The 25403-nt window shown below is 65.1% G+C and carries 21 protein-coding genes; 10 read left to right on the top strand and 11 right to left on the bottom strand.

Features of this window, described 5'->3' with window-relative positions; all coding sequences use genetic code 11:
- Positions 1 to 9: 9 nt before the first annotated feature.
- A complete protein-coding gene (locus KVX96_RS06510; RefSeq protein ID WP_261193514.1) occupies positions 10 to 1542 on the bottom strand; it encodes an acyl-CoA carboxylase subunit beta in 1533 nt (510 codons plus the stop codon).
- A 217-nt stretch (positions 1543 to 1759) separates the two neighbouring features.
- Between KVX96_RS06510 and KVX96_RS06505 the strand changes: the two genes are divergently transcribed.
- Together KVX96_RS06505 and KVX96_RS06500 are read left to right on the top strand one after the other, a co-directional pair.
- On the top strand, positions 1760 to 2974 hold the full coding sequence (locus KVX96_RS06505) for a multidrug effflux MFS transporter (RefSeq protein ID WP_261193513.1): 1215 nt from the start codon (positions 1760 to 1762) through the stop codon (positions 2972 to 2974).
- 64 nt (positions 2975 to 3038) lie between these two features.
- Positions 3039 to 4442: a short-chain fatty acyl-CoA regulator family protein gene (locus KVX96_RS06500; RefSeq protein WP_261193512.1), complete on the top strand. Its 1404-nt coding sequence runs from the start codon at positions 3039 to 3041 to the stop codon at positions 4440 to 4442.
- Between the two features lie 61 nt (positions 4443 to 4503).
- On the opposite strand, the gene KVX96_RS06495 is transcribed toward KVX96_RS06500, so the two are convergent.
- The 3 genes from KVX96_RS06495 to KVX96_RS06485 all read right to left on the bottom strand — a co-directional run bounded on the left by KVX96_RS06495 (position 4504) and on the right by KVX96_RS06485 (position 8084).
- Positions 4504 to 6024, bottom strand: a complete 1521-nt coding sequence (locus KVX96_RS06495) for a DUF1254 domain-containing protein (RefSeq protein WP_261193511.1) — start codon at positions 6022 to 6024, stop codon at positions 4504 to 4506.
- Positions 6025 to 6050: 26 nt separating this feature from the next.
- Positions 6051 to 6665, bottom strand: coding sequence for a TetR/AcrR family transcriptional regulator (locus KVX96_RS06490; protein WP_261193510.1), 615 nt, complete (start codon positions 6663 to 6665; stop codon positions 6051 to 6053).
- A gap of 138 nt (positions 6666 to 6803) precedes the next feature.
- Positions 6804 to 8084 (bottom strand): DUF3422 family protein, encoded by a 1281-nt coding sequence (locus KVX96_RS06485; RefSeq protein WP_261193509.1) that lies wholly within the window; start codon positions 8082 to 8084, stop codon positions 6804 to 6806.
- A gap of 139 nt (positions 8085 to 8223) precedes the next feature.
- Here KVX96_RS06485 and KVX96_RS06480 point away from each other — a divergent pair, with 139 nt between their 5' ends.
- The 4 genes from KVX96_RS06480 (at position 8224) to KVX96_RS06465 (ending at position 12214) form a co-directional block, all read left to right on the top strand.
- On the top strand, positions 8224 to 8991 hold the full coding sequence (locus KVX96_RS06480) for a pentapeptide repeat-containing protein (protein WP_261193508.1): 768 nt from the start codon (positions 8224 to 8226) through the stop codon (positions 8989 to 8991).
- Positions 8992 to 9171: 180 nt separating this feature from the next.
- Complete coding sequence (gene hisC / locus KVX96_RS06475) at positions 9172 to 10275, top strand: histidinol-phosphate transaminase (RefSeq protein WP_261193507.1); 1104 nt, start codon at positions 9172 to 9174, stop codon at positions 10273 to 10275.
- Complete coding sequence (locus tag KVX96_RS06470; protein ID WP_261193506.1) at positions 10272 to 11222, top strand: prephenate/arogenate dehydrogenase family protein; 951 nt, start codon at positions 10272 to 10274, stop codon at positions 11220 to 11222. The genes hisC and KVX96_RS06470 overlap by 4 nt, the downstream gene beginning before the upstream one ends.
- Positions 11219 to 12214 carry an extensin family protein gene (locus KVX96_RS06465; protein WP_261193505.1) on the top strand — a complete coding sequence of 332 codons (996 nt, stop codon included), beginning with the start codon at positions 11219 to 11221 and terminating at the stop codon, positions 12212 to 12214. Before KVX96_RS06470 ends, KVX96_RS06465 begins: the two co-directional genes overlap by 4 nt.
- Positions 12215 to 12349: 135 nt before the next feature.
- Here KVX96_RS06465 and KVX96_RS06460 read toward each other — a convergent pair whose 3' ends face one another.
- Positions 12350 to 13351 carry a DUF2125 domain-containing protein gene (locus KVX96_RS06460; protein WP_261193504.1) on the bottom strand — a complete coding sequence of 334 codons (1002 nt, stop codon included), beginning with the start codon at positions 13349 to 13351 and terminating at the stop codon, positions 12350 to 12352.
- Between the two features lie 67 nt (positions 13352 to 13418).
- Here KVX96_RS06460 and KVX96_RS06455 point away from each other — a divergent pair, with 67 nt between their 5' ends.
- The 4 genes from KVX96_RS06455 to KVX96_RS06440 all read left to right on the top strand — a co-directional run bounded on the left by KVX96_RS06455 (position 13419) and on the right by KVX96_RS06440 (position 17934).
- Positions 13419 to 13973: a gamma-glutamylcyclotransferase gene (locus KVX96_RS06455; RefSeq protein WP_261193503.1), complete on the top strand. Its 555-nt coding sequence runs from the start codon at positions 13419 to 13421 to the stop codon at positions 13971 to 13973.
- 87 nt (positions 13974 to 14060) lie between these two features.
- On the top strand, positions 14061 to 15380 hold the full coding sequence (locus KVX96_RS06450) for a biopolymer transporter ExbB (RefSeq protein WP_261193502.1): 1320 nt from the start codon (positions 14061 to 14063) through the stop codon (positions 15378 to 15380).
- A 3-nt stretch (positions 15381 to 15383) separates the two neighbouring features.
- The gene (locus KVX96_RS06445; RefSeq protein ID WP_261193501.1) at positions 15384 to 17372 is read left to right on the top strand and encodes a peptidoglycan -binding protein; all 1989 of its coding nucleotides are present in this window, start codon (positions 15384 to 15386) and stop codon (positions 17370 to 17372) included.
- Between the two features lie 37 nt (positions 17373 to 17409).
- Positions 17410 to 17934 (top strand): GNAT family N-acetyltransferase, encoded by a 525-nt coding sequence (locus KVX96_RS06440; protein ID WP_261193500.1) that lies wholly within the window; start codon positions 17410 to 17412, stop codon positions 17932 to 17934.
- 109 nt (positions 17935 to 18043) lie between these two features.
- On the opposite strand, the gene KVX96_RS06435 is transcribed toward KVX96_RS06440, so the two are convergent.
- The 6 genes from KVX96_RS06435 to KVX96_RS06410 form a co-directional block, all read right to left on the bottom strand.
- A complete protein-coding gene (locus KVX96_RS06435) occupies positions 18044 to 19477 on the bottom strand; it encodes an NAD(P)(+) transhydrogenase (Re/Si-specific) subunit beta (RefSeq protein WP_261193499.1) in 1434 nt (477 codons plus the stop codon).
- A 15-nt stretch (positions 19478 to 19492) separates the two neighbouring features.
- Complete coding sequence (locus tag KVX96_RS06430; RefSeq protein ID WP_261193498.1) at positions 19493 to 21070, bottom strand: Re/Si-specific NAD(P)(+) transhydrogenase subunit alpha; 1578 nt, start codon at positions 21068 to 21070, stop codon at positions 19493 to 19495.
- Between the two features lie 129 nt (positions 21071 to 21199).
- The gene (locus KVX96_RS06425) at positions 21200 to 21646 is read right to left on the bottom strand and encodes a methyltransferase family protein (RefSeq protein ID WP_261195393.1); all 447 of its coding nucleotides are present in this window, start codon (positions 21644 to 21646) and stop codon (positions 21200 to 21202) included.
- A gap of 162 nt (positions 21647 to 21808) precedes the next feature.
- Positions 21809 to 22585, bottom strand: a complete 777-nt coding sequence (locus KVX96_RS06420) for a gamma-glutamyl-gamma-aminobutyrate hydrolase family protein (protein WP_261193497.1) — start codon at positions 22583 to 22585, stop codon at positions 21809 to 21811.
- A 144-nt stretch (positions 22586 to 22729) separates the two neighbouring features.
- Positions 22730 to 23158, bottom strand: a complete 429-nt coding sequence (locus KVX96_RS06415) for a GlcG/HbpS family heme-binding protein (protein WP_261193496.1) — start codon at positions 23156 to 23158, stop codon at positions 22730 to 22732.
- A 65-nt stretch (positions 23159 to 23223) separates the two neighbouring features.
- On the bottom strand, positions 23224 to 25350 hold the full coding sequence (locus tag KVX96_RS06410) for a malate synthase G (RefSeq protein WP_261193495.1): 2127 nt from the start codon (positions 25348 to 25350) through the stop codon (positions 23224 to 23226).
- Positions 25351 to 25403 lie beyond the last annotated feature (53 nt).

Below are 25403 nucleotides of genomic sequence, written 5' to 3'. Positions count from 1 at the left end.
GCGCGGCCCTTACAGCGGGATGTTGTCGTGTTTCTTCCACGGGTTCGTCAGCTGCTTATTGCGCAGCGAGGCGAACGCGCGGGAGACCCGGCGGCGGGTGGATTGCGGCTGGATCACCTCGTCGATGAAGCCTTTTTCCGCGGCCACGAAGGGGTTGGCGAAGCGATCCTCGTAATCCTTGGTGCGCGCCGCGATCTTCTCGGGCTCGCCCAGTTCGGAGCGATAGAGGATCTCGGTTGCGCCCTTGGCACCCATCACCGCGATCTCGGCGGTGGGCCAGGCGTAGTTGAAATCGCCGCGCAGGTGCTTGGAGGCCATCACGTCATAGGCGCCGCCATAGGCTTTGCGGGTAATCACAGTGACTTTCGGCACTGTGGCTTCGCCATAGGCAAAGAGCAGCTTCGCGCCATGCTTGATCACGCCGCCATATTCCTGGCTGGTGCCCGGCAGGAAGCCCGGCACGTCCACGAGCGTCAGGATCGGAATTTCAAACGCATCACAGAAGCGTACGAAGCGGGCTGCCTTTCGAGAGCTGTCAATATCCAGGCAGCCCGCCAGTACCATCGGCTGGTTGGCCACGACCCCGACAGTCGAACCTTCCAAGCGGATGAACCCCGTGATCATGTTTTTCGCGTAGTCTTCCTGGATCTCGTAGAAATCCCCCTCATCGGCGACCTTCAGGATCAGTTCCTTCATGTCGTAAGGCGTGTTGGGGTTTTCCGGGATCAGGGTGTCGAGCGAGGTGTCGATGCGCGCCGGGTCGTCGAAGAAGGGGCGCACCGGCGGTTTCTCGCGGTTGTTCAGCGGGAGGAAATCCACCAGCCGCCGCACTTCGGTGAGCGCCTCGACGTCATTCTCAAACGCGCCATCGGCGACGGAGGATTTGCGGGTGTGGGTGGAGGCCCCGCCCAGCTCTTCCGCCGTGACGACCTCATTGGTGACCGTTTTCACCACATCGGGGCCGGTGACGAACATGTAGGAAGTGTCTTTCACCATGAAGATGAAATCCGTCATCGCGGGCGAGTAGACCGCGCCACCGGCGCAGGGGCCCATGATGACGCTGATCTGCGGCACCACGCCCGAGGCCATGATGTTGCGCTGGAACACTTCGGCATAGCCAGCAAGCGAAGCGACGCCCTCCTGAATGCGTGCGCCGCCGGAATCGTTGAGCCCGATCACCGGCGCGCCGTTCTGCATCGCCATATCCATGATCTTGCAGATCTTCTGGGCATGGGTCTCAGACAGCGAGCCGCCGAACACCGTGAAATCCTGCGAGAAGACATAGACCATCCGGCCGTTGATCGTGCCCCAGCCGGTCACCACGCCATCGCCTGCGGGCCGTTCGGCTTCCATGCCGAAATCGGTGCAGCGGTGGGCGACGAACATGTCGAACTCCTCGAAGGAGCCCTCGTCCAGCAGCAGTTCGATCCGCTCGCGGGCCGTCAGTTTGCCCTTCTTGTGCTGCGCGTCGATGCGGCGCTGCCCGCCCCCAAGACGTGCCTGGCTGCGGCGCTCTTCCAGCTCGCTCAGAATGTCCTTCATCGGATCCCCCCAAGGTTCGTTCGGGCAGAAATTACCCCAGGGCAGGGGCAAACCGGAAGCAAAATCGGGAATATTTGCAAAACTTACGCAATACGTTATTTACAAATTGCAAAACTGCGAAGCATTGCCTCATCCGCACCCGCAACCCGGATTGGCGTTTGACAAACACCTGCTCAACCTGCAGTGGGTATAGAGACAGCCCAATAGACACACCGCCATGACCGCCAAACCAACGGTCCGCTTTCTGGACCGCCGCACACCGCCAACGATTTTCACGTTGATCCTGCTTGCAGGCGTGCCGGCGCTGTCGATGAACATCTTCCTGCCCTCCCTGCCCAACATGACGGCACATTACGCGACCGACTACCGCTTGATGCAACTTTCGGTTGCGCTGTATCTGGTGGTGAACGCGATCCTGCAAATCGTGGTGGGGCCGATTTCCGACTACTTCGGCCGCCGACCGGTGATCCTTGGCAGCATGGCGCTCTTCTGCCTGTTCACGCTGGGCTGCATCTTCGCCCCAACCGCCGAGATCTTCCTCGCCTTCCGCATGGCGCAGGCCGTGGTGGTGGCGGGCATGGTGCTTTCGCGGGCGATCGTGCGGGATATGGTCCCGCAGGAAGAAGCCGCCTCGATGATCGGCTACGTGACGATGGGGATGTCGATCATCCCGATGGTCAGCCCCGCGATCGGCGGCGTGCTGGACACTGCCTTCGGCTGGCAGGCCAACTTCTGGCTGCTATTCTTCGCCGGGCTCTTCATGCTCTGGCTCGCCTTCGCCGATCAGGGCGAAACCGCCACCGCAAAGGGTATGGGGCTGCGGCAGCAGTTCTCCGAATACCCCGAATTGCTCAGTTCCCCGCGTTTCTGGGGCTACAGCCTTGCCGCCGCCTTCGCCTCAGGCAGCTTCTTCGCCTACCTCGGCGGCGCGCCTTTCGTGGGCAGCGAGGTCTTTGGCATGAGCCCGGCCATCCTCGGCATCTATTTCGGCGCGCCAGCCATTGGATACTTGGTGGGTAATTTCTGTTCGGGCCGCTACTCGGTGCGCTTCGGGATCAACCGCATGATCCTCTGGGGCACGCTGTTCACGGCGGCCGGCATGGGGGTCTCGCTGCTGCTCTTTTACGCGGGCTTCGCCACGCCCCTCGTCTTCTTCGGCTTCATGACCTTCGTCGGCATCGGCAACGGGCTCGTGCTGCCCAACGCGACCTCCGGCATGCTCTCGGTGCGCCCCCATATCGCGGGCACGGCCTCGGGCCTTGGCGGGGCGATCATGATCGGCGGCGGTGCGGCGCTTTCGGCGCTGGCAGGCGCGTTGCTTGGCCCGGGCAGCGGTGCCTTCCCGCTGCTGTGGATCATGTTCATCACCTCCGTCCTGGCCGTGCTCAGCATCCTGTTCGTTATGCGCCGCAGCCAAAAGGTGCTTGCCTGAGCCCTTGCGCGGGCCGCTTTGCAAAGGCTAATACCAGCAAAAGCAAAGCTGCAAAGGCACGCCTATGGCCACCCAGAAACTCTACGCCGGTGTCAAACTGCGCGAAACCCGCAGCCGCCTTGGGCTGACGCAGAAGGCCTTTGCCGAGAAGCTCGGGGTCTCGCTGCCCTATCTGAATCAGATGGAAAACAACAATCGTCCTGTCTCCACGGGTGTGGTGCTGGCACTGGCGCAGGAGTTCGGCTTTGACGTCACCGAGCTCTCCACGGGCGATGCGGAGCGCATCGTCACCGACATGCGCGAGGCCATTGCTGACCCGGTTTTCGCCGATGGCGCACCGCCGCTGGCGGATCTGCGGCTCGTGGCCTCCAACGCCCCTGCCCTCGCCCGCGCCTTCCTTGAGCTGCACCGCGCCTACCGCCAGACCCACGAACGCCTCGCCTCGCTCGACGAAGCGCTGGGGCGCGAAGATGCCCGCGTGCAGCCCTCGCCTTGGGAAGAAGTGCGCGATTTCTTCCACTATTGCGACAATTACATCGACGCCGTGGACCGCGCCGCCGAGCGCTTCGCCTGCCCCGATGGCGTGCGGCAGGATCCCGAGGAGCGCGCGCGGCAAGCCCTTGAAGCGCGCGGCATCACCGTGACCCTCACGGACGCAGGTGCGGTGCGCGGCTACGATGCCGCCACCCAGACGATCACGCTTTCGGCCCGCGCCTCCGGCCCCACCCGCCGCTTCCAGCTGCTGCATCAACTCGCCCTGCTCACCCAGAACGACCTGCTAGAGGCCACGCTCGATCTGGCCCGTTTCCAGTCCGACACCGCACGCGAGATCGCCAAGATCGGCATGGCCAATTACTTCGCCGGGGCCGCGCTGCTGCCCTATGGGGCTTTCCTGCAAGCCGCACGCGACACCCGTCACGATCTGGAGCGGCTCGCCCATATGTTCGGGGCCTCGCTGGAGCAGATTAGCCACCGGCTCTCCACCCTGCAGCGCCCCGGCGCGAAGGGCATTCCCTTCTTCTTCGTTGTGGTGGATCAGGCCGGCACGATCACCAAGCGCCACTCGGCCACACTGCTGCAATTCGCCCGCTTCGGCGGCGCTTGCCCGCTTTGGAACGTGCACCGCGCCTTTGAAACGCCCGGCCAGTTCCTGCGTCAGCTGGCCGAAACCCCCGACGGCGTGCGCTACTTCTGCCTCGCCCGCGCGATCAGCAAATCCGGCGGCTCCTTCGATGCCCCCGTGCGCCGCTTCGCCATCGGCCTTGGCTGCGAGGTGAAACACGCCGGCAGCCTCGTTTATGCCGACGATCTGGACACCACCCGCGCCGCCGCGTTTGAGCCTATCGGCATCTCCTGCCGGATCTGCGAGCGCCCGGATTGCCACCAGCGCTCGGTCCCGCCGCTGGAGCGCAAACTGCGGGTGGATTTCACCAACCGGGGCCTGCTGCCCTACCGGATCGACAGTTAACCACCAAAAAGAAAGCGGGCGCAGGAAGCCTGCGCCCGCCATGAGCCGATCTTGCTGGGGATTACTCGATCAGCTCGATCTCACCGGGCCGCCAGCTGCCGTCAAACCACGGCTCAAGGGGCCCGTAGAGCCGCATGATCGTGTTCCAGCCCTTGCCCGGCACGGTTTGCAGCCAGTTGCTCTCCTTGCCCTCCGGTGCGACAGGGCCGAAGTAGACATCCGTCGAGCCATCTTCATTTTGCACCACACCTTGGGTGTTGCTGCCGATGGCCGGGAACTGCGCATCCGTTTGCAGCATGGAGCGCGTCTGGTTGTCATAGAGCGTGAAGGACCAGAAATCTTTCGCCGGCGGATTGGCCGGAACGGTCAGCTTGTAGGTCTTGCTGCCATCCAGCGCATTGCCGTCGGAATCGCGATAGGTGAAGGCATATTGCGAGCCCTTGCCCACCGATTTCACCGCCATCGCCGGCGTCACACCCGTGGCGTAGAAGTGGAAAGCGGTTCGGAAATCCTGCAGCGTCACACCGTCCAGCACCCATGTGTAGGCCCCGCCGGGGAAGGCGTTCTGCCAGTAGCTTTCGCCCGGATACCAATAGGCGCGGTCATCGCGCGGCTTGGAGATCAGGGTTTTCACCGTGACAGCCCCCGCCGAGGCCGCCTTCTTCAGGATCTCATGCATCCGCGCGTCCGGTTCAAACGGCTGGCCCTTCACGATGCCGATGGCAGCCAAATGGCCCAGAAGTTCCGGCTCCTCGCCAAACAGCGGCTCGTTCTGGATCACGGTGTTGATCTCCTCAAACATCCGCTCATCCATCACGTGGATCGTGTTGAACTCCTGCCCCGAGACGTTGACGAAGGTCATCTCCGGCGGGCTATCGGCCTGCGAGAGCGGGTAGAGCTTGAAGCGCTCCTGCGTGGCCGTCACCGCCTCCTCGGTGGAGCCATCCACCGTGTAGCCGCGCCAGAGCACCCAATGGCCGTAGGTGTTGGTGGGCACAACAGCGGTGTAGCCGGTCTCGTCCACCTCGCCCTCATAGCCCGGCGGCAGGATCAGGAATTTGCCGCCCTGCCCTTCGTCGGGGCCGAGGTTGCCGAAATCCACAACATATTTGAACCAGGAGTCATTGAGGAACCCGAGCACATTGGGCGGGGTTTCCATCACCATCGGCTCATCGCCAAGCTGCAACCACGCCGTTTGGTAGACACTCGTGGTGTTCGGGGTCAGGAACAGCGCCTTGGAATCCATCAGATCCGCAAATTGCAGAACGGTCGTATTGGCCGGGCCAAAAGCCTCGATCCCGCGCCGCATGGCGTCAACGGACGCGATCTTCACCCCGTCCATATAGGCTTGGTAGGCGTGATGGAAATCGAGCAGATTGTAGATCTTGTCGGTGGTGTCCGCATCCGGCACACCGTCGAAGAAATTCAGATCGCCCAGCTGGGTTTCGATGTTGTCGGGCGTGGTGATGCCGTCGGGGATCTCCGTCGTCATCGCCATTTTCGGCGGCTCCTGCGCAAGTGCCGCGCTTGCAAGGCCGGCCGCGAGCGCAAGGCCCACAGCGCCTGATGTCCAATAGCTCATTCTTTCCTCCCTATGATTTCAATGCGTTATTCTTTGCTTGATCCTGCCGCCGTTCCCGGCACAGCCTCCGGATACAGCGTGCTGAGCCAGATCCGTTCGATCGCCGCCAGCACAGACGCCGGCGCTTCCTTTTCTGCCGATCCGAAGGCCGCAATCAAATAGGCCGCATCCATCCGGTTGAGCGCCCGCGCCACCGGGAAGGGATCGAAACTGGCGATCAGCCCCGCATCCTGATCCACTTCAATCCGTGCCGCGACAACCTCGTCGAAAGCCCCGAGAAACGCCTCCCAGACGGCCTCCAGTCGCGCGTCCTGCGTTGCTGCCTCCGCCACCGCACGCAGGATGAAGCCCTGCGCCTCCCCAACCGAGACAAGCGCCGCGAGGCTCGCGCGCAGGTTTTCACCGGGCGCGCCCTGCCCCGACAGCCACGGCTGCGCGCCCTCCACGATACTGCCCTTCACCTCGTCCAGAAGCGTGGCCATCAGCCCGTGGAGATCGTCGAAATACTGGTAAAACGTCGCCCGGCTCGCCCCGGCTTCCGCCATGAGCGCACCGACGGTGAGATCGCGGAACGGGCGCTCCTGCAAAAAACCGCGCGCCGCTCGCAGGATCGCCGCCCGTGTCTGCGCGGCTTTGCTCAACTGGGAAAGAGGCGCAGATCGCGCCCCGATCGGGATCACAGGACTGGGCTGAACTGGGCGGGGCTTTTCTGACATAGCGTCAGATTTATTGACACCGTGTCAGAAATCAAACTTTTTCTGCCGAGCCCCGCTCCGGCGCTAATGCATCGCCTTGCGAATGCGCCGCACCACCCACCAGACAGCCAGCACCACAACTGGCACCAGCCCGGCCGTGAGCAGGCCCTTCTCGATGCCCACCCCCTTGGCCAGCGGGGCCAGCGCATAGGCCAGAAGGTTCACCGCGTAGTAGCTGATCGCCACCACTGATAGCCCTTCCACCGTCTGCTGCAGGCGCAGCGCCATATCCGCGCGCCGGTCCATGCTGGCCAGCAGCGCCTGGTTCTGGGCGGCGCGCGCCACATCCACCTGCGTGCGCAGAAGCTCTGAAGCCCGCTGCGCCCGTTTGGCCAGCGACAGGATCTGCCGGCGCGTGCTGGTCACGGTGCGCATGGCCGGATCAAACCGGCGCATCATGAACTCGCCAAAAGTCTGATGCCCTTCCACGCGGGTCTCGCGCAGCACCTCGATGCGCTGGTTTACGATCGCCTCATAGGCTCCCGTCGCCCCGAACCGGAAATTGCTGCGCGCCGAGAGCCGCTCCCCTTCCGCCGAGATCTCCATCAGCCGGTGCAGCGAGGTCTCCGGCATCGCCTCGCTGGCATCAAGCCCCGTCACCAGCTCCGTGAGCCTGCGGTCCAGCGCGCCCAACTCGGGCTGCATCTCGCGCACCCGGCGAAAGCCGAGCATCGCCATCGTCTTGTAGGTCTCGATCTCGCAAAGCCGCTGCACGATGCGCCCGGTGCGTTGCGGCCCGGTGCCCGGCGCAAGGAAGACGGCAAAGCGCATGTGCCCCGCCGGATCGATGCGAAAATCCCCCGCGATCACGGCGGCGGCGTCCAGCACCTGCGACACCGCAAGGCTTTCGCCCACGAACCAGCGGTCCAGCTGCGCGCGGATGGCAGCCGGATCGGCCTCCTCCACCACATGCAGAAGCGCCGATGTCATCCGAACCCCGGGCGCGGCGGCCAGCCACTCTGCCGGAAACACGTCAAACTGCACCGGATCAAACGCCCGCTCCGCCGCGCCCTCCATGAAGACGGTGTAGGTCACGAACTCGGTGTGGCTCTCCCATTTCAGCCGATGCGCCCCGATCTCACCGGAGTAATGCGTGGCCCCGGGTTGCGGATGGGGCGCGCCGTAGCGATCCAGCAGCGCACGGAGATGGGCCAGATCGTCGGCCTTGTCGCGCGCCGCCGCGTGATGCTCGCGCTTGATCGCCAGAAACACCGCCTGCCCCGGCGCCTTGAGCGTCGGAAAAGGGCGTGCATGCAATTCGTTGGTGAGCGCGTAGCGGTGGGGATGATCCGGGATCTGCGCCATTGCGGACTCCTAAAAAACACCTGCGCACCATAGAGACTTTGAGGCGCTTGTAAATAATCCTTTTATTTCATGAGTTTATGTGAATACCTTGGTATACAGCTCCACCCCGCCCGCACCAGCCAACCCGGAAGGGCTCCGAATGCTTATCATCCTGCCCCTTGTTCTGGCCCTGCTCACCCTCGCCTGCACCCTGCTCTGGTGGCTGCGCCGCCCCGCTTGGATGGGGTTTTCCGGCAAGACGCTCTGGGATTGGCTGGGCACCATGATGAATGCCACCGTGCTGGGCCTAGGCACGCTGATGGTGGGCGTGATCCTGCAGCAAAGCGAAACCAACCGTCTGGAAGAAGCCAGCCTGCAGGCCTATCTGGACCGCATCGCCACGCTGCACCTCAACGCAGATCTCCCCCCGGCCGAAAGCCGCGCTGTGGCCCGCGCGCAGACCAGCGCCATCCTCGCGAGCGTCAACGGCGAACGCGCCGGGCGGGTGTTGCGCTTCCTTGATGAGCTGGGCACGCTGGAGGCCTATGTCGCTTCGCTTGAAGGCGCGCGCCTCGCCGGGGCCGAACTGAAAGGCCTGCACTTCCCCCGCGCCGATTTCGAAGAGGCCGACCTCTCCGGCGCCGATATGGAATACGGTGATTTCAGCACCGCCGATTTCGAGGAGGCCGATCTGCGCGGCACCGATCTGAAACGCAGCACGCTGACGCGAGCCAGCTTCGACAGCGCCCGCATGCGCGGCGCGGAACTCGATGGCGCGGATCTGCGCGGAGCGGATCTCTCCCGCGCCAAGGGGCTCAAGGCGGCCCAATTGACCAGTACCTGCCTTGACGAAACAACCCGCCTGCCCGAGGCGCTTCAAAAGGTCACCGGCGATCCAACGCTTTGCACCGCTTTGGATGGCAGCTGAACGCCCCGCCCCTTTCCTCTTGCTAGAAATACCTCGGGGGGCGCCGCCAACGGCGGCGGGGGGCAGCGCCCCCCTCCCACAGCCCCCAATGGCGCGGCGCTTTGGCACGTGTTCGCGCTCACATTCCGTTGCAGTTCTTGCAGCCTTCCCTATAGAACGGGCGGGCAAAGGAGTGTGAGCATGCGCGCAGGCATCGAACCCCAGCCGGGGATCATGGAAATAGCCCTTTATGAGGGCGGTCAGTCGAAAGTCGAAGGGGTGAGCGAGGTCGTCAAACTCTCGTCCAACGAAAACCCGTTCGGCGCCAGCGAGAAGGTGCAGGAGGCGATCCGCCGCGCCGCCCTCTCCGTGCATCGCTACCCTTCAACCGATCACGCCGAGCTGCGCGCCGCCATCGCCGAGGTGCACGGGTTGGATGCCGAGCGCATCCTCTGCGGCGTCGGCTCAGACGAGATCATCACCTTCCTCTGCCAGGCCTATGCCGGGCCGGGCGACGAGGTGCTCTACACCGAACACGGCTTCCTGATGTACAAGATCTCCGCCCATGCGGTGGGGGCCACTCCCGTGGAGGCCAAGGAGCGCGAGCGCACCGTGGACGTGGACGCGCTGCTGGCCGCCTGCACCGAGCGCACCAAGCTTGTTTTCGTGGCGAACCCCAACAACCCGACGGGCACGATGATCGGCGGCAACGAGATCACGCGGCTGGCCGATGGCATCCCCGAGGGCGCGATCCTCGTGCTCGATGGGGCCTACGCCGAATATGTCGAGGGCTATGACGGCGGCGCGGCGCTGGTGGAAGCGCGCGACAACGTGGTGATGACGCGCACATTCTCCAAGATCTACGGGCTTGGTGGCCTACGCGTGGGCTGGGGCTACGCGCCCAAACCCATCATCGACGTGCTCAACCGGGTGCGCGGGCCGTTCAACCTCTCCAACATCGCGCTTTCGGCCGCCGAAGTCGCCGTGCGCGACACCGCCTACACCGAGAAATGCCGCGCCGAGAACACCCGTATGCGCGCCTGGATGGCCGAGGCGCTGGCCGAGTTGGGGGTGCCGTCGGACACCTCCTGCGGCAACTTCATCCTCGCCCGCTTCCACGATGCCGCCGAGGCCGAGGCCTGCGACGCCTATCTCAAGCAGCAGGGGCTGATCGTGCGCAAGACAACAGGCTACAAACTGCCCCATTGCCTGCGCATCACCGTGGGCGATGAAAGCGGCTGCCGCCGTGTGGTTGCCGCCGTGCGCGCGTTCAAGGATCAGCCTGCCAAGGATCAGCCTGCATGAGCGGCACGCATGTCTATGACCGCGTCGCCCTGATCGGTTTGGGGCTGATTGCCTCCTCGATGTTCTGGGCGATGAAGCGCGGCGGTCTCGCGGGCGAGGTCACGGGCTATGCGCGCTCCGCCGAAACCCGCGCCACCGCGCGTGAGATCGGCCTCTGCGATCGCGTCTGCGATAGCGCCGCCGAAGCCGTTGAGGGCGCCGATCTGGTGGTGCTCTGCGTGCCCGTCGGGGCCATGGGCGCTGTCGCCGAGGAGATCGCGCCGCATCTGAAACCCGGCTGCACGGTGAGCGATGTCGGCTCGGTGAAACAGGCAGTGATCGACGCCGTCGGCCCGCATCTTCCGGCAGGCGTCGAGTTCGTGCCCAGCCACCCGCTGGCCGGCACCGAACACTCCGGCCCGCGTTCGGGCTTCGCCTCGCTCTTTGACAACCGCTTCACGTTGCTGGTGCCCGTTGAGGGCACCGATCCCGCCGCCACCGCACGCCTGCGCGCGCTCTGGGAAGGCATGGGGGCCAATGTGGAAGAGATGGACGCCGAACACCACGATCTGGTGCTCGCCGTCACCTCCCACGCGCCACACCTTATCGCCTATACGATGGTGGGCGTGGCCGATGACCTGCGCCGGGTGACCGACAGCGAAGTAATCCGCTATTCGGCGGCCGGTTTCCGGGATTTCACCCGCATTGCGGCTTCGGATCCGACCATGTGGCGCGATGTGTTTCTGAACAACAAGGCCGCCACGCTGGAAATCCTCGGCCGCTTCACCGAAGAGCTCTTCGCCCTGCAACGCGCGATCCGCACCGGTGACGGCGATCAGCTGTTTGACTATTTTACCCGCACCCGCGCAATCCGTCGCGGTATCATCGAGGCCGGGCAGGATACGGACGCCCCGGACTTTGGCCGCGCCAGCGGTAAGGGAGGCAGCAAGGAGGAGGCCAAGGCATGAGCCAGGCCCGGCAGCAAATCCGGCAGCAGAAAAGGAACATCGCGGCCCTCGCCGCGCTTGCCCTGTGCCTTGCCGCGCCGTCCGTTCTGGCGCGCGCGCCGGACACCTCCCTGCGCCCTGCCCCCCGGCTCGCTGCGCCTGCGCAGCAGGACCCCTCCGAGGCCCTCGCGCAGGACGCCCTCGCAGCCCTCGCCGCAACGCCAGAGGTGGCCGCGCCACCAGCCCCTGTGCGCGTCTTCTACAATGCCAGCCAACGCCCGGCCCCGCGGCCGCAAGGGGGCCTGCTTCCCCGCGCCAAGGCCGCCGCGAAGCTGCAGCCCGTCTCTGCACAGGCCATCGCCCTGTCCCTGCGGCCACCGGCGCGCCCCTCGGGCCTGAAAGCCACGCGCAAAGAGGCGAAACCGGCGGTGGTGCAAGCCGCCGCAACCGTGCGCACGCCCGTGCCGCAGGTGGCGATCAACAGCAACATCGGCGCCGTCTGCGGCAGCAAGGAAATCCGGGGCCGCAAGCTTGCACCGATCCCGGGCCGCATCAACGGCTGCGGCATCGCCGATCCGGTGCAGGTCTTCGAGGTCAGCGGCGTGCGGCTCTCCAACCCGGCGCGGATGGATTGCACCACGGCCAAGGCGCTGAACAGCTGGACGAAAGATGCGGTCAAACCCACCATCGGACGGCTTGGCGGCGGCATTAGCGAATACCGCGTCGCCGCCGGCTACGCCTGCCGCACCCGCAACAACCAGCCCGGCGGCAAGATCAGCGAACACGGCAAGGGCCGCGCGATCGACATCTCTGGCTTCACCCTGAAGAACGGGCAGACGATCACCGTGCTGCAGGGGTGGAACCGCAAGACAGAAGGCAAGGTGCTGCGCAGCCTGCACAAATCCGCCTGCAAACCCTTCGGCACCGTCCTCGGCCCCAACTCCGACCGGTTCCACCGCGACCACTTCCACCTCGACACCGCACGCTATCGCAACGGCAGCTACTGCCGATAAGCGGCGGAGCGGGGGCGCCGCCCCCGCACCCCCGGGATATTTCCGGTCAGAAGAAGGGACCCCCTTCCTCTCGCGCCAAATACCTCGGGGGGAGTCCGCAGGACGGGGGGCAGAGCCCCCCGCCCCCTTTTGCCGCTAGCGCAGGCGCAGGGTGGGGGCCGGACCGAGGGGCACGAAGCCCAGTTGCATGCGGCCGTTTTTGAATGTGATGGGCGCATCGATCGTTTCGCTGTTGCCGGAGAACCCCGCGAGCGCGGCGAGCCCGCGCTCCAACGGCTCCGCGTATTGCGCGGGCAGCAGGCCGCTTCGTACCGCGATCTGCAGCATCTCGCGCCAGTTGGTGGCGCGCAGGGTGATCTTGCCCTCTGGCGTGCCGGTTGCATCCACATCGAGCGTGCCGCCGAGGCGCAGGTCCAGATCGCCCCAGGTGGCCTGCACATTGCCCAGTTCGATCCGGGTCGGCTGCGGGCGGGCGTCTTCGATGGCGTAGCGATCCCAGGGCGCGTCAAAAGCGATGGTGGCCTCCAGTTTCAGCGTCTCGAAGCTGTCGGGCAGGCGTTTGAGCGGGTCCATCCGGGCGAGGATGTCGCTGGCGGGTTTCACGCCGGTCGCTTCGAAGAAGAGATCATAGGTGTTTTCACGCGCCGCCGTTTCACGGATCGCGAACTGGCCGGACTCCGTGGCCGCCGTCCAGCCTGCCGTGGATTCCAGCGCGAGGGCCTCCAATTCAAACGTGGCGCGACTCAGGGCAAAGGCCTGTGCCGGGCGGAAGACGACGCTGCCGCGCATCACCTCGTTGCTGATCGTTACCTTCTCAAGCGGCGTCGCCACCACCTGCGCGCGCGGCCAGGCGGCGATGATATGGCCGGGCTGGTAGCTGAGCGCGAGGATCTGGAACAGGGGCGCTTCCCAGGCAAGGCCGCTGGCCGGATCGGCCAGCATCAGCCCTTCCACGGTGGTGTCGAACCGGTTGGGAAAGCCGCGGGTGTCCAGCGAGTCATACTCCGCCACCCAGCCATCGGCCTGCCGCTCGGCAAACCAGCCCTTCAGCCCGTTTTCCACTGCGCGCGAACCGATCAGCCAATAGGCGCTCCAGCCGAGCGCGAGCGCCATGATGATCCCGAACAGCCAACGCATGCGACCTGCCCCTTTTCTCTGAACCGTTGCTGTTGTTTATAGGGCGCGCAACGGAAGGACCAGACGGATGACGCGGCATCAGACCTCTCACGCCCCGCTTTGGGTGTTCGGCTACGGCTCCCTGATGTGGAACCCGGAGTTCCCCTATGCCGAGCGCGTGCAGGCCACGCTCACCGGCTATCACCGCAGCTTCTGCATGTGGTCCATCCACCATCGCGGCACCGAGGCGGACCCGGGCCTCGTGCTGGCGCTGGATCCGGCAGAGCAGGCCGCCTGCTGCGGGCTGGCCTTCCGCGTGGCCGAGGAGCACCGCGCCAAAACGCTTGCTGACCTGCGCGAACGGGAGCTTGTCTCCTCTGCCTATCTCGAAGTCTGGCGCGAGATCGCATTGGCTGACGGGCGCCGGGTGGAGGCCGTGACCTACATCGTGGACACAGACCACGTGCAATACACAGGCGCCCTGCCCCTGGAACGGCAGGCCGAGGTCATCGCGCGCGCGGTCGGCGGGCGCGGGCCGAACACCGAATATCTTTACAACACTGCCGCGCATCTGGGCGAGTTGGGCATCGAAGACGCCGATTTGCGCTGGCTGTGCAACAGGGTGCGCGAACTGGCCCGCTAGCCACGCGCGGCGGCGCGAATGCGGTTGGCTTGCCGAGGGCAAGCCCCTATGGTGGCTGCAAAGAAGAAACAGATCAGGACCGTCCACATGGACCACCCGGATCGCGAGGCCGTGGCACATTATTTCTCGCAACCCGTGCGCCAGATCACGGAGATGCTCGTTGTACTCGGCCTTGTCGGGGCCGGGGTGTACCTTGCGTTCCCGCGGGTTGCGCCGGTTTTCCTGTCGAACCTCTACCTGAACGGCTTCATTGCCTTCGTCTTCGTGATCGGGGTGCTGGCCTGCTTCTGGCAGGTCTTCCAACTGGTGCGCTCAGTGAACTGGATCGAGGGCTTCGTGTCCAAACATCCCGGCCACGAAATGGTGCGCGTGCCGCGCCTTCTGGTGCCGCTGGCCGCGCTCCTGTCGGGGCGTTCCACGCGCCAGCAGATCAGCTCCACCTCGGCCAGCTCCATCCTTGAATCGGTGGCCACCCGGATCGACGAGATCCGCGAGATCACGCGTTACATCACCAACCTGCTGATTTTCCTCGGCCTTCTGGGCACGTTCTACGGGCTTGCCACCACCGTTCCGGCGCTGGTGGACACGATCCGGGCGCTGGTGCCGGAAGAAGGCGAAGGTGGCGTGCAGGTGTTCACGCGCCTGATGGGCGGGCTGGAGCAACAGCTCGGCGGCATGGGCACGGCCTTTGCCTCCTCGCTTCTGGGCCTTGCGGGCTCGCTTGTCGTGGGCCTGCTGGAGCTTTTCGCCAGCCACGGGCAGAACCGCTTCTACCGCGAGCTGGAGGAATGGCTCTCCACCATCACCCGCGTTGGCATCACATCGGGCGATGGCGAGGGCAATCTCGATCACGATGCGGTGGCCACGGTGCTCGATCACATGGCCGCGCAGATGGAAGCCATGCAGGACATGGTCACCCGGTCCGATGCCGCCCGTGCGCAGGTGAATGACCGTCTCGATGCGCTGGTCAATGCCGTCTACGCGCTCACCAACAAGCTTGAAGTCGACGCCGGCGCGGCGGGCGCGCTGGAGCGCGTGGCCGACGGGCAGGAGCGCCTTCTGGCGATCCTCAACGTGCAGGCCGAAGAAAGCGGCGGCCATGGCGGGCTGGATGCCGAAAGCCGCATGCGCCTGCGCTCGATCGACGTACAATTGCTGCGCGTGCTGGAAGAAATCGCCGCCGGGCGTCAGGAAGCCGTCACTGATCTGCGCACCGATCTTGCCGTTCTCACCACCGCCGTGCGCCAGCTGGTGCGCGTCAACCGCCCCGGAAACCAGGGTGGCAATCAGGGTGGAAACCAAGGCGGCAATCGCCCCAACCGGCCCAATCAGGGTCAAGGCGGCCAAGGGGGGCAAGGCGGCCCCGGCGGCGGTCAGGGCGGTGGCCCGGGCAACCGGCAGGGCTGATCCATGGCGCTTTCCCGACGCAGCGGCAACCGGTTTCAGGCGTCGATCTGGCCCGGCTTCGTGGATGCGATGACAGCGCTGCTGCTGGTGCTGATGTTCGTGCTGACGATCTTCATGGTCATCCAGTTCGTGCTGAAGGAAACGATCACCGGGCAGGAAACCGAGCTGGATCAGCTCTCAAGCGAAGTCACCAGCCTCGCCCGCGCACTCGGGCTCGAGCAACAGCGGGTGGCCGATCTGGAGGATGAGGTCGGTTCGCTCACCGGCACGCTGCAGGACGAGCGCTCCACCATTGAAACGCAGCTCGCGATGATCGCGGCTCTCTCGGCGCGCAACAACGAGCAGGCCGATGCGCTGGCCGAGCAAAGCGCGGCGCTGGATGATTTCGAGGCCCGCGTCGCGCAGCTCCTGCTGGAGCGCGACGCCGCCCGCGACGAGGGCGCGGCGCTGGCCGCCTCCTTGAGCGAGACGGAAGCCGCGCAAGACGCGCTCGCAGAGGAGCGCGACGCGCTGCAGATCGCGCTGGCCAATGCTCGCTCGGAGATCGACGCGCAGGCCGAAGAAGCCCGTCTTGCCGCCGCACAAGCCGACGCGATGGAGGCCCTGATCGAGGATCTGCGCCGGCAGGAGGCCGATCAGGCCGCCACCCTCGCCGATACGCTGGCCCGTCTGGAGCGCAGCGAGGCCGCAGGCACAGCGCTTTCGGAGCGCTTAAGCGAGGCCGAGAGCCAACTGTCGGAAGCCGAACGTGCGCGCTTGTCGGAAATGGCCGCCGCCGAGGCGCTGCGCGCGCGTCTGGCCGGGGTGGAAGACTCCTTAAGCGCCGAGGAGCGCGCCCGCCTCACGGAGGCCGCCGCCGCTGAAGCCCTGCGCGAGCGCCTCGCCAACGCGCAGACGGAACTCACCGCGATGACGCTCGCGCTGGAAGAACAGCGCCGGGAAGCCGAGGACACGCTCACCCTGCTCGCCGCCGCACAGGCCGCGCGCGAAGATCTGGACGTCAAACTCGCCGCCGCGCTGCTGGCCCAAAAAACCAGCGCCGAGGATCTGGCCGCCAGCGAGGCCGCACTCGAAGAGGCGGTGCGCCGGATCGAATCGCTCGGAACGGTGCAGGGCGACAAGGCCGAGATCGAACGCCAGCTTGCCGCCGCGCTGGCCGCGCAGGCCGAGGCCGAGTCCCGCGCCGAAACCCGCCTGACGGAAGCCGAGGAGCGCGCCCGCCTGCTGGCGACAGCCAACCTCGCACTCTCCGAGGAAGAGGCCAAAACCGCCGCCGCCCAGCGGCAGGTCGCGCTGCTGAACGAACAGGTCAACGCCCTGCGCACCCAGCTTGGCACGCTGCAGGCGTTGCTGGATGCCTCCGCTGATGCCGACGCGCAGGCCCAGGTGCAGATCGATGCGCTCGGCACCCAGCTCAACGCCGCGCTCGCCCGCGCCGCCGCCGAGGAACGCAAACGCCGCCAGCTTGAAGAGGACGAGCGCAAACGGCTGGAAGCCGAGGCCATCGCCCTGCGCGAACAGGCGCGGGATCTGGAAAGCTACCGTTCCGAATTCTTCGGCCGCCTGCGCGAGATCCTCGCCGGTCAGGACGGCGTGCAGATCGTCGGCGACCGCTTCATCTTCTCCTCCGAAGTGCTGTTTGAGCCCGGCTCTGCCGATCTCTCCTTCGAAGGCCGCGCCCAGATCGCCCAGATCTCCGGCATCCTGCGCAACATCGCGGGCGAAATCCCGCCGGAAGTGAACTGGATCATCCGCGTCGACGGCCACACCGACAACGTGCCGCTCTCCGGCACCGGTGCCTTCGCCGACAACTGGGAACTCTCCCAGGCCCGGGCCCTTTCCGTGGTGCGCTACATGGTCGATTTCCTCGGCATCCCGCCCGCGCGGCTCTCGGCCAACGGCTTCGGAGAATACCAGCCGATCAACCCCGCCGACACGCCCGCCGCCCGCGCCCAGAACCGCCGTATCGAGCTGAAGCTCACCGAACGCTAGGGATTGGAACGGCGCAGAAAGCGCTTACCTGTGTCCCATGGACAGTCCCTTTCACATCCGCCCCGCCAGGCCGTCGGACCTTGCTCAGGTCGACGCTTTGCTGGCCCACAGCTACCCTACACTGCTCAAGGCGGATTATCCTCCCAGCGTGCTCGTCACTGCGCTCCCGCTGATCTCCCGCGCACGCCCCGAACTGCTGGCCTGCGGCACCTACTACGTCGCCGAAACGCCGGATGGAGCGATTCTCGGTGCCGGCGGTTTCACGCCTCAGGCTCCGGGCGGTGCGAAGACAACCGGTGGCCTTGGCCACATCCGCCACGTGGTGACCGACCCGAACCACCTGCGCCGCGGCATCGCCCGCGCCCTGATGCAGCGCAGCTTCGCCGATGCACGCGCCACAGGCCTCACAAGTCTTGCTTGCCAGAGCACCCGCACCGCCCAGCCCTTTTACGCGGCCTGCGGCTTCACCCCGCTTGGCGACATCTCCGTCCCCCTCGCCCCTGGCATCTCTTTCCCCGCCATCGCGATGGCGTGCCGCCTCCGCCCCCTTCCTCTCGCCTGAAATACCTCGGGGGGAGTCCCGCAAGGGACGGGGGGCAGAACCCCCCTCTCCCGCCAACAAGAAAGGGCGCCCGAAGGCGCCCTTTCGCGTTTGGCAAGACCTGCCGTATTTACTGGATCAGCGTCAGAAGCTGGTCGAGCGACTGTTTCGCGTCGCCGTAGAACATACGCGTGTTCTCTTTGTAGAACAGCGGGTTCTCGATGCCAGAGTAGCCCGTGCCCTGCCCCCGCTTGGAGACGAAGACCTGCTTGGCTTTCCAGCATTCCAGCACCGGCATCCCGGCGATGGGGGAGTTCGGATCCTCCTGCGCGGCCGGGTTCACGATGTCGTTGGAGCCGATCACGATGGCGATGTCCGTTTCCGGGAAGTCCTCGTTGATCTCGTCCATCTCCAGCACGATGTCATAGGGCACCTTGGCTTCTGCCAGCAGCACGTTCATGTGTCCCGGCAGACGGCCCGCCACGGGGTGGATCGCGAAGCGGACGTTTTTGCCCTTGGCCCGCAGGCGGCGGGTCAGTTCGGCCACGTTCTGCTGCGCCTGCGCCACCGCCATACCGTAGCCCGGGATGATGATCACGCTGTCGGCTTCCTCAAGCGCGGTGGCCACGCCGTCGGCATCGATCGCGATCTGCTCGCCCTCGACTTCCATCGCCGGGCCAGAAGCCCCGCCAAAGCCGCCAAGGATCACCGAGACGAACGAGCGGTTCATCGCCTTGCACATGATGTAGCTCAGGATCGCGCCCGAGGAGCCCACCAACGCGCCCACGACGATCAGCAGATCGTTGCCCAGAGAGAAGCCGATGGCCGCTGCCGCCCAGCCCGAGTAGCTGTTCAGCATCGAGACAACCACGGGCATATCCGCGCCACCGATACCCATGATCAGATGGTAGCCGATGAACAGCGCCGCGATGGTGAGGATCAGCAGCGGGAAGATACCGCCAGTGTTGAGGTACCAGATCAGGCAGAGCACCGAGAGTGCGGCCGCGCCAGCGTTCAGCAGGTGGCCGCCCGGCAGTTTGGTGGCCGCGCTGTTCACCTTGCCGGCCAGTTTGCCATAGGCGATCACGGAGCCGGTGAAGGTCACCGCGCCGATCCAGATCCCGAGCGAGGCTTCCACCTTCAGAATGGCGATCTCGATCGGCTCTTTCTTGGCCACCAGAAGCGCGAAGGTGCCCTCAACCGTTTCGCCGGCGGCCTTGGCCGCGTCCACGAGATTGATCGTCATCTCGGCGTTGAAGCCCACGAAGACAGCCGCGAGGCCGACGAGCGAGTGCATCGCCGCCACGAGCTCCGGCATCTGCGTCATCTGCACGCGCTGCGCCAGCTGCATGCCGATCACGCCACCGATGGCGATCAGCACGATCGACAGCCACCAGAGCCCGGCGCCCGGGCCCACAAGCGTTGCGAAGACGGCCAGCGCCATCCCCACGATGCCATACCAGACAGCGCGTTTCGCGCTCTCCTGCCCCGAAAGCCCGCCCAGCGACAGGATGAACAGGACCGCTGCGACGACATAGGCCGCGATGGTAAATGCGTTTTCCATTGTCCCTGCCCCTCTTTACGATTTCTGGAACATGGCGAGCATGCGCCGGGTGACCATGAAGCCACCGAAGATGTTGATCCCGGCCATGAAGACCGAGGCGGCGGCCAGCAGCGTCACGAGGAAGCCGCCCGATCCGATCTGGGTCAGAGCGCCGAGGATGATGATCGAGGAGATCGCGTTGGTGACGGCCATCAGCGGCGTGTGCAGCGAATGGGCCACGTTCCAGATCACCTGGAAGCCGATGAAGACCGACAGCACGAAGACGATGAAGTGCTGCATGAAGCTCGCTGGCATGTCGGGGATCAGCCCCACACCCAGCACCAGAGCCGCGCCGACACCCAGCAAGGTGATCTGCTGTTTTGTTTGCGCCTTGAAGGCGGCTGCTTCCTGCGCCCGTTTTTCTTCGGGCGTCAGTTCCTTGGGCTTTTCCTTGCTCTTGGCCGCGATGGCCGCGATTTTCGGCGGCGGCGGCGGGAAGGTGATCTCGCCGTCATAAGTCACAGTCGCGCCACGGATCACGTCATCTTCCATGTTGTGATTGACCGTGCCGTCCTTCTCGGGCGTCAGGTCCGTCATCATGTGGCGGATGTTGGTGGCGTAGAGCGTGGAGGCCTGCGCGCCCATGCGGGCGGGGAAATCGGTGTAGCCGATGATGGTGACGCCGTTTTCGGTCACCACTTTCTCGTCCTTCACCGTGCCTTCGACGTTGCCGCCGCGCTCTGCCGCCAGATCGACGATCACGGAGCCCGGTTTCATGGCGGCGACCATGTCCTTCGTCCAGAGGATCGGCGCATCGCGATTGGGGATCAGCGCGGTAGTGATGACGATGTCGACCTCAGGGGCCAGCTCGCGGAATTTCGCCAGCTGGGCTTCGCGGAATTCCGGCGAGGAGACAGAGGCATAGCCGCCGGTGGCCGCGCCATCCTGCTGCTCTTCCTCGAAATCGAGGTAAACGAACTCGGCCCCCATGGATTCGACCTGCTCGGCCACTTCGGGCCGCACGTCAAAGGCGTAGGTGATCGCGCCAAGCGAGGTGGAGGTGCCGATGGCGGCAAGGCCGGCCACGCCAGCGCCCACGACCAGAACCTTCGCCGGGGGCACCTTGCCCGCAGCGGTGATCTGGCCGGTGAAGAAGCGGCCGAAGTTGTTGCCGGCTTCGATCACGGCGCGGTAGCCCGCGATGTTGGCCATCGAGGAGAGCGCGTCCATCTTCTGGGCGCGGGAGATACGCGGCACCATTTCCATGGCGATCACATTGGCCCCTGCGGCCTTGGCTTTCTCCATGCCCTCTTCGTTGCCCGCCGGGTTGAAGAAGCTGATCAGCGTCTTGCCCTTGGTCAGGTAGCCAAGCTCCGTCGCGTCGGGCTGGCGCACCTTGGCGACGATGTCGGCCTCTTTCCAAAGCGTGGCGGCATCGGCCACGACCTTGACGTCCGCCGCCTCATAGGTGGCGTCGGCAAAGCCCGAAGCCAGACCGGCCCCGGATTCGATCAAGCATTCATAGCCCAGTTTCTGCAACTGCTTGGCGCTGTCCGGCGTCAACGCGACGCGCGTTTCCCCCGGAAAGACCTCTCTCGGAACACCGATTTTCACTGTTTTCTTCCCTCTCTCTCCCGAAGTGCCCCATGTGGCCGGGACACAATCAGACGCAAGCTTGTTAGCTCACGCAATAAAATTTCTCAACCGCAAGCGATGTGCGAATTTCTGCGACGCAGCGACACTTTACACCCATCGGCGCACCTTGTTGCAATAGGCCGCGTATTGCTTGCGAAACTTGCGGCGCAGCCTGTCTTCTTCCGGCAGCACGAAGCGGCGCTCGATCACCCAGAGGAAGACCGGCACCAGCGGCAGCGCGAGCACGGCGTCCCACCACAGGATCAGGCCCGCGAGCAGAAGTGTGTCGCCCAGATAGATCGGATTGCGGCTGCGTTTGAACACCCCCGTCTGCACGAGGGCTTCGCTGTCGCCATGGGGGTTCACTGTGGTTTTGTGGCGGCGCATCTGCTGCACGGCGAGCACCATCAAGAGCAGGCCTCCACCAACGAGGAAACCGGCGAGCAGATCGAAGACCGGCCCCGGAAAGCCAAGGCCCGGCATCAGGAAGGAAAGCCGCCACGCCAGAAACAGGAACGCCGCCAGCCAGAGCGGCGGCACATCCAGCCATTTCAGTAGGGGCATTTCCCGTTTCCTTTTCGCGCGCACGCAAACGGCCCCACGCATGGAGCCTCTCGAAACTAACATACCAGATTCGGGAAAGGAAAGGTGAATAATGCTGACCTAGCGTCAATTCACCACAGTACTCGGGAAAAACCCAATGGCCTCAGGTATTTCTCAGGCGCTTCTCAGGGCTTTCGGTCGAAGCCCCGCCGCCCAGTCTTTCACGGCGGCCCCGAAGGCGGTGAAGAGCGGACGCGAAACAGGGTCCATCGCGGCGTTCCATTCCGGGTGCCACTGCACGCTCATGGTGAAACCGGGCGCATCCTTGATGTAGATCGCTTCGGGCGTGCCATCCGGCGCATGGCCGTCGATCACCACGCGCGCGCCGGGGCGCTGGATGCCCTGCCCGTGCAGCGTGTTGGTGAGCACCTCTGCCGCGCCGAACAGCCGGGCGAAAGGGCCCTCCGGCGTCAGGCTCACGATGTGGCGCAGCTCGAACTTCTCTTCCAGCGTGCCATCGGGCGGCATGCGGTGGTTCATCCGGCCTGGGATCTCGCGGATCTCGGGGTGGAGCGAGCCACCCATGGCCACGTTGACCTCCTGAAAGCCCCGGCAGATGCCAAGGAAGGGCTGCCCGCGCTCCACGCAGGCGCGCACCAGCGGCAGGGTGATCGCATCGCGGGCGCGATCAAACTCGCCGTGGGCCTCGGTTTCAGGCTCGCCATATTCATCGGGGTGCACGTTGGGCCGCCCGCCGGTGAGCAGGAAGCCGTCGCACATCTCCAGCAGTTCCGGCACCGAGACAAAGCGCGGATCGGCAGGGATAAGCATCGGCATGCACCCCGAAACAGACGCCACCGCCTCGGAGTTCATCGTCCCGCCCGCATGGGCCGGGTATTGATCGTTGATGAGATAGCTGTTGCCGATAATGCCGACGATAGGCCGTGCCATGAATGCCTCTGAATGCCTTTGGTTTGCCGCAGTATAATCGGCACGCCGCCCGGCGAAAAGCACTCAAACCCACGGGGTCTGCGCGCAAATGCGCAAAGGGCGCGCAGGGTTTCCCGCGCGCCAGCGATCAAGTGATCGTTTTTGTCAGATTTCGGCGTCCAGCCCCGCCCCGGTGATTCCGGCAAGCGCGGCTTCGGCGTCATTGTCGGAGGTGTCGCCGGTGACGCCCACCGCCCCCATCACGTTGCCACGCTTGTCCTTCACTAGAACGCCGCCCGGCACCGGGATGACCTGCCCGCCGTAGGCCCCGTTCACGGCGGCCATGAAATAGGCCTGCTGTTCGGCCCGCGCCATCTGCGCCTTGCCGGCCATGCCCAGCATGACCGAGCCATAGGCCTTGCCTTGCGCGATGGCGAAACGGCCCGGCGCGGCCCCGTCTTCGCGCTCGAAGGCTTTCACGTGGCCGCCCGTATCGAGCACCACGACGGAGAGCGGTTTGAGCTCCATCTCCCGGCCCTTGGCCAGAATGCCGCGAATGATGGCGCGCGCCTTGCGCAGGGTGATCTCTGCCATGTTGTTCCTCGTCCCTTGCTTGAAAGAAAACGCCCGGCCAAGGGAGGCCGGGCGCATGTGAAATATCAGGAGGCTTTCAGTTCCAGCCGGCGGGCATGGAGCACTGGCTCGGTGTAGCCGGAGGGCTGCTCACGGCCTTTGAAGACCAGATCACAAGCCGCCGCGAAGGCGATGCCGTCAAAGCCCGGCGCCATCGGCGCATAGGCTGGATCGCCTGCGTTCTGGCCATCCACCACGGCAGCCATCTTCCGCATCGCCGCCATCACCTGATCCTCGCTCACCACCCCGTGGTGAAGCCAGTTGGCCAGCGCCTGCGAGGAGATCCGGCAGGTCGCGCGGTCTTCCATCAGGCCGACGTTGTTGATGTCGGGCACCTTGGAGCAGCCCACCCCCTGATCGACCCAGCGCACCACATAGCCAAGGATGCCTTGCGCGTTGTTTTCCACTTCCGCCGCGATTTCTTCGTCAGACCAGTTCTGCCCCTTGGCCACCGGGATCGTCAGCAGATCAGCGAGCGTGCCGCGGCGGCCCTGCGCCTTGATCTCGTCCTGACAGGCGAAAACATCGACCTCATGGTAATGTGTGGCATGCAGCGTGGCGGCTGTCGGTGAAGGCACCCAGGCGCAGTTCGCGCCGGATTTCGGGTGGCCGATTTTGGCGGCGAGCATGTCGGCCATCAGGTCCGGCATCGCCCACATGCCCTTGCCGATCTGCGCCTTGCCCTGCAGCCCGCATTGCAGGCCGATATCGACGTTGCGATCCTCATACGAAGCGATCCACGGCGTGGCTTTCATGTCGCCCTTCTTCAGGAAGGGGCCAGCCTCCATGGAGGTGTGGATCTCGTCCCCGGTGCGATCGAGGAAGCCGGTGTTGATGAAGGCCACGCGATGCTTGGCGGCACGGATGCATTCCTTGAGGTTGACCGAGGTGCGGCGCTCCTCGTCCATGATGCCGAGCTTCACGGTGTATTGGGGCAGGCCGAGGATCGCTTCCACGTGGGTGAAGATCTCATCGGCGAAGGCGACCTCCTCGGGCCCGTGCATTTTGGGTTTTACGACGTAGACCGAGCCCTTCACCGAATTGCCACCGTCGCGCTTCAGATCGTGCATGGCGATGAGCGTGGTGAAGAGCGCGTCCATCAGCCCCTCGCCCGCTTCCAGCCCGTCGCGATCCAGCACCGCCGGGTTTGTCATCAGGTGGCCCACGTTGCGCACCAGCATGAGCGAGCGGCCCTTGAGCGTGGCGGACTCCCCGCTGGCCGTTGTGTAGGCGATGTCCGGGTTCATCGCGCGGGTGACGGTCTTGCCGCCCTTCTCGAAGCTCTCCTGCAGATCGCCCTTCATCAGGCCCAGCCAGTTGCGATAGGCCAGCGCCTTGTCTTCGGCGTCCACGGCGGCAACGGAATCCTCGCAATCCATGATGGTCGAGATCGCGGCTTCCAGCGTCACGTCGGAAACGCCCGCCGGATCGGTTTTGCCGATGGCGTGGCTGCGATCGATGCGGATGATGATGTGCAGGTGGTTGTGCTTGAGCACCACGGCCTCGGGCGCGTCGGGCGCGCCAATATAGCCGACGAAAGCGGCCGGATCGGCCAGCGGCGGGTTCAGCGCGCCGCCTTCCACTGTGTAGCCGGTGCAATCGGCATGGCTGCCCGCGGCCAGCGGCACGGCCTTATCAAGGAAGGCCTTCGCCCAGGCTACAACACGGGCGCCCCGCGCGGCGTCATAGCCCTTGCCCGCGGGCAGATCGCCCAGCGCGTCGGTGCCGTAGAGCGCATCATAGAGGCTGCCCCAGCGAGCGTTGGCGGCGTTGAGTGCAAAACGAGCGTTCATGATCGGCACCACAAGCTGCGCGCCGGGGATGGCGGCGATCTCGTCGTCCACATTGGCGGTTTCGATGGCGAAATCCGCGCCTTCCTCCAGCAGGTAGCCGATCTCTTTCAGGAAGGCCTCATAGGCCGCCGCATCATGGGGCTGGCCCTTGCGCGCCACGTGCCAAGCGTCGATCTGCGCCTGAATGGCTTCGCGTTTTTCCAGCAGAGCGCGGTTCTTCGGGCCCAGCTCATGCACAAGATCGGAAAGCCCGGCCCAGAAGGCATCGGCGCTCACGCCCGTACCTGCCAGCGCCTCGCCTTCGAGGAAGGCCACAAGGCGGCTGTCCACCTGCAATCCATGCTTGTCCTGCCGTTCCATCGCCGCAATCCTCCTGTGAGCGTGTCAACCTGCGCGCGCCGCGCCAGTTTCCT

This window comes from Pseudoruegeria sp. SHC-113 (genome assembly GCF_025376885.1).
Lineage (GTDB): Bacteria > Pseudomonadota > Alphaproteobacteria > Rhodobacterales > Rhodobacteraceae > Pseudoruegeria.
This window is presented reverse-complemented; position numbering and strand designations above follow the sequence as displayed.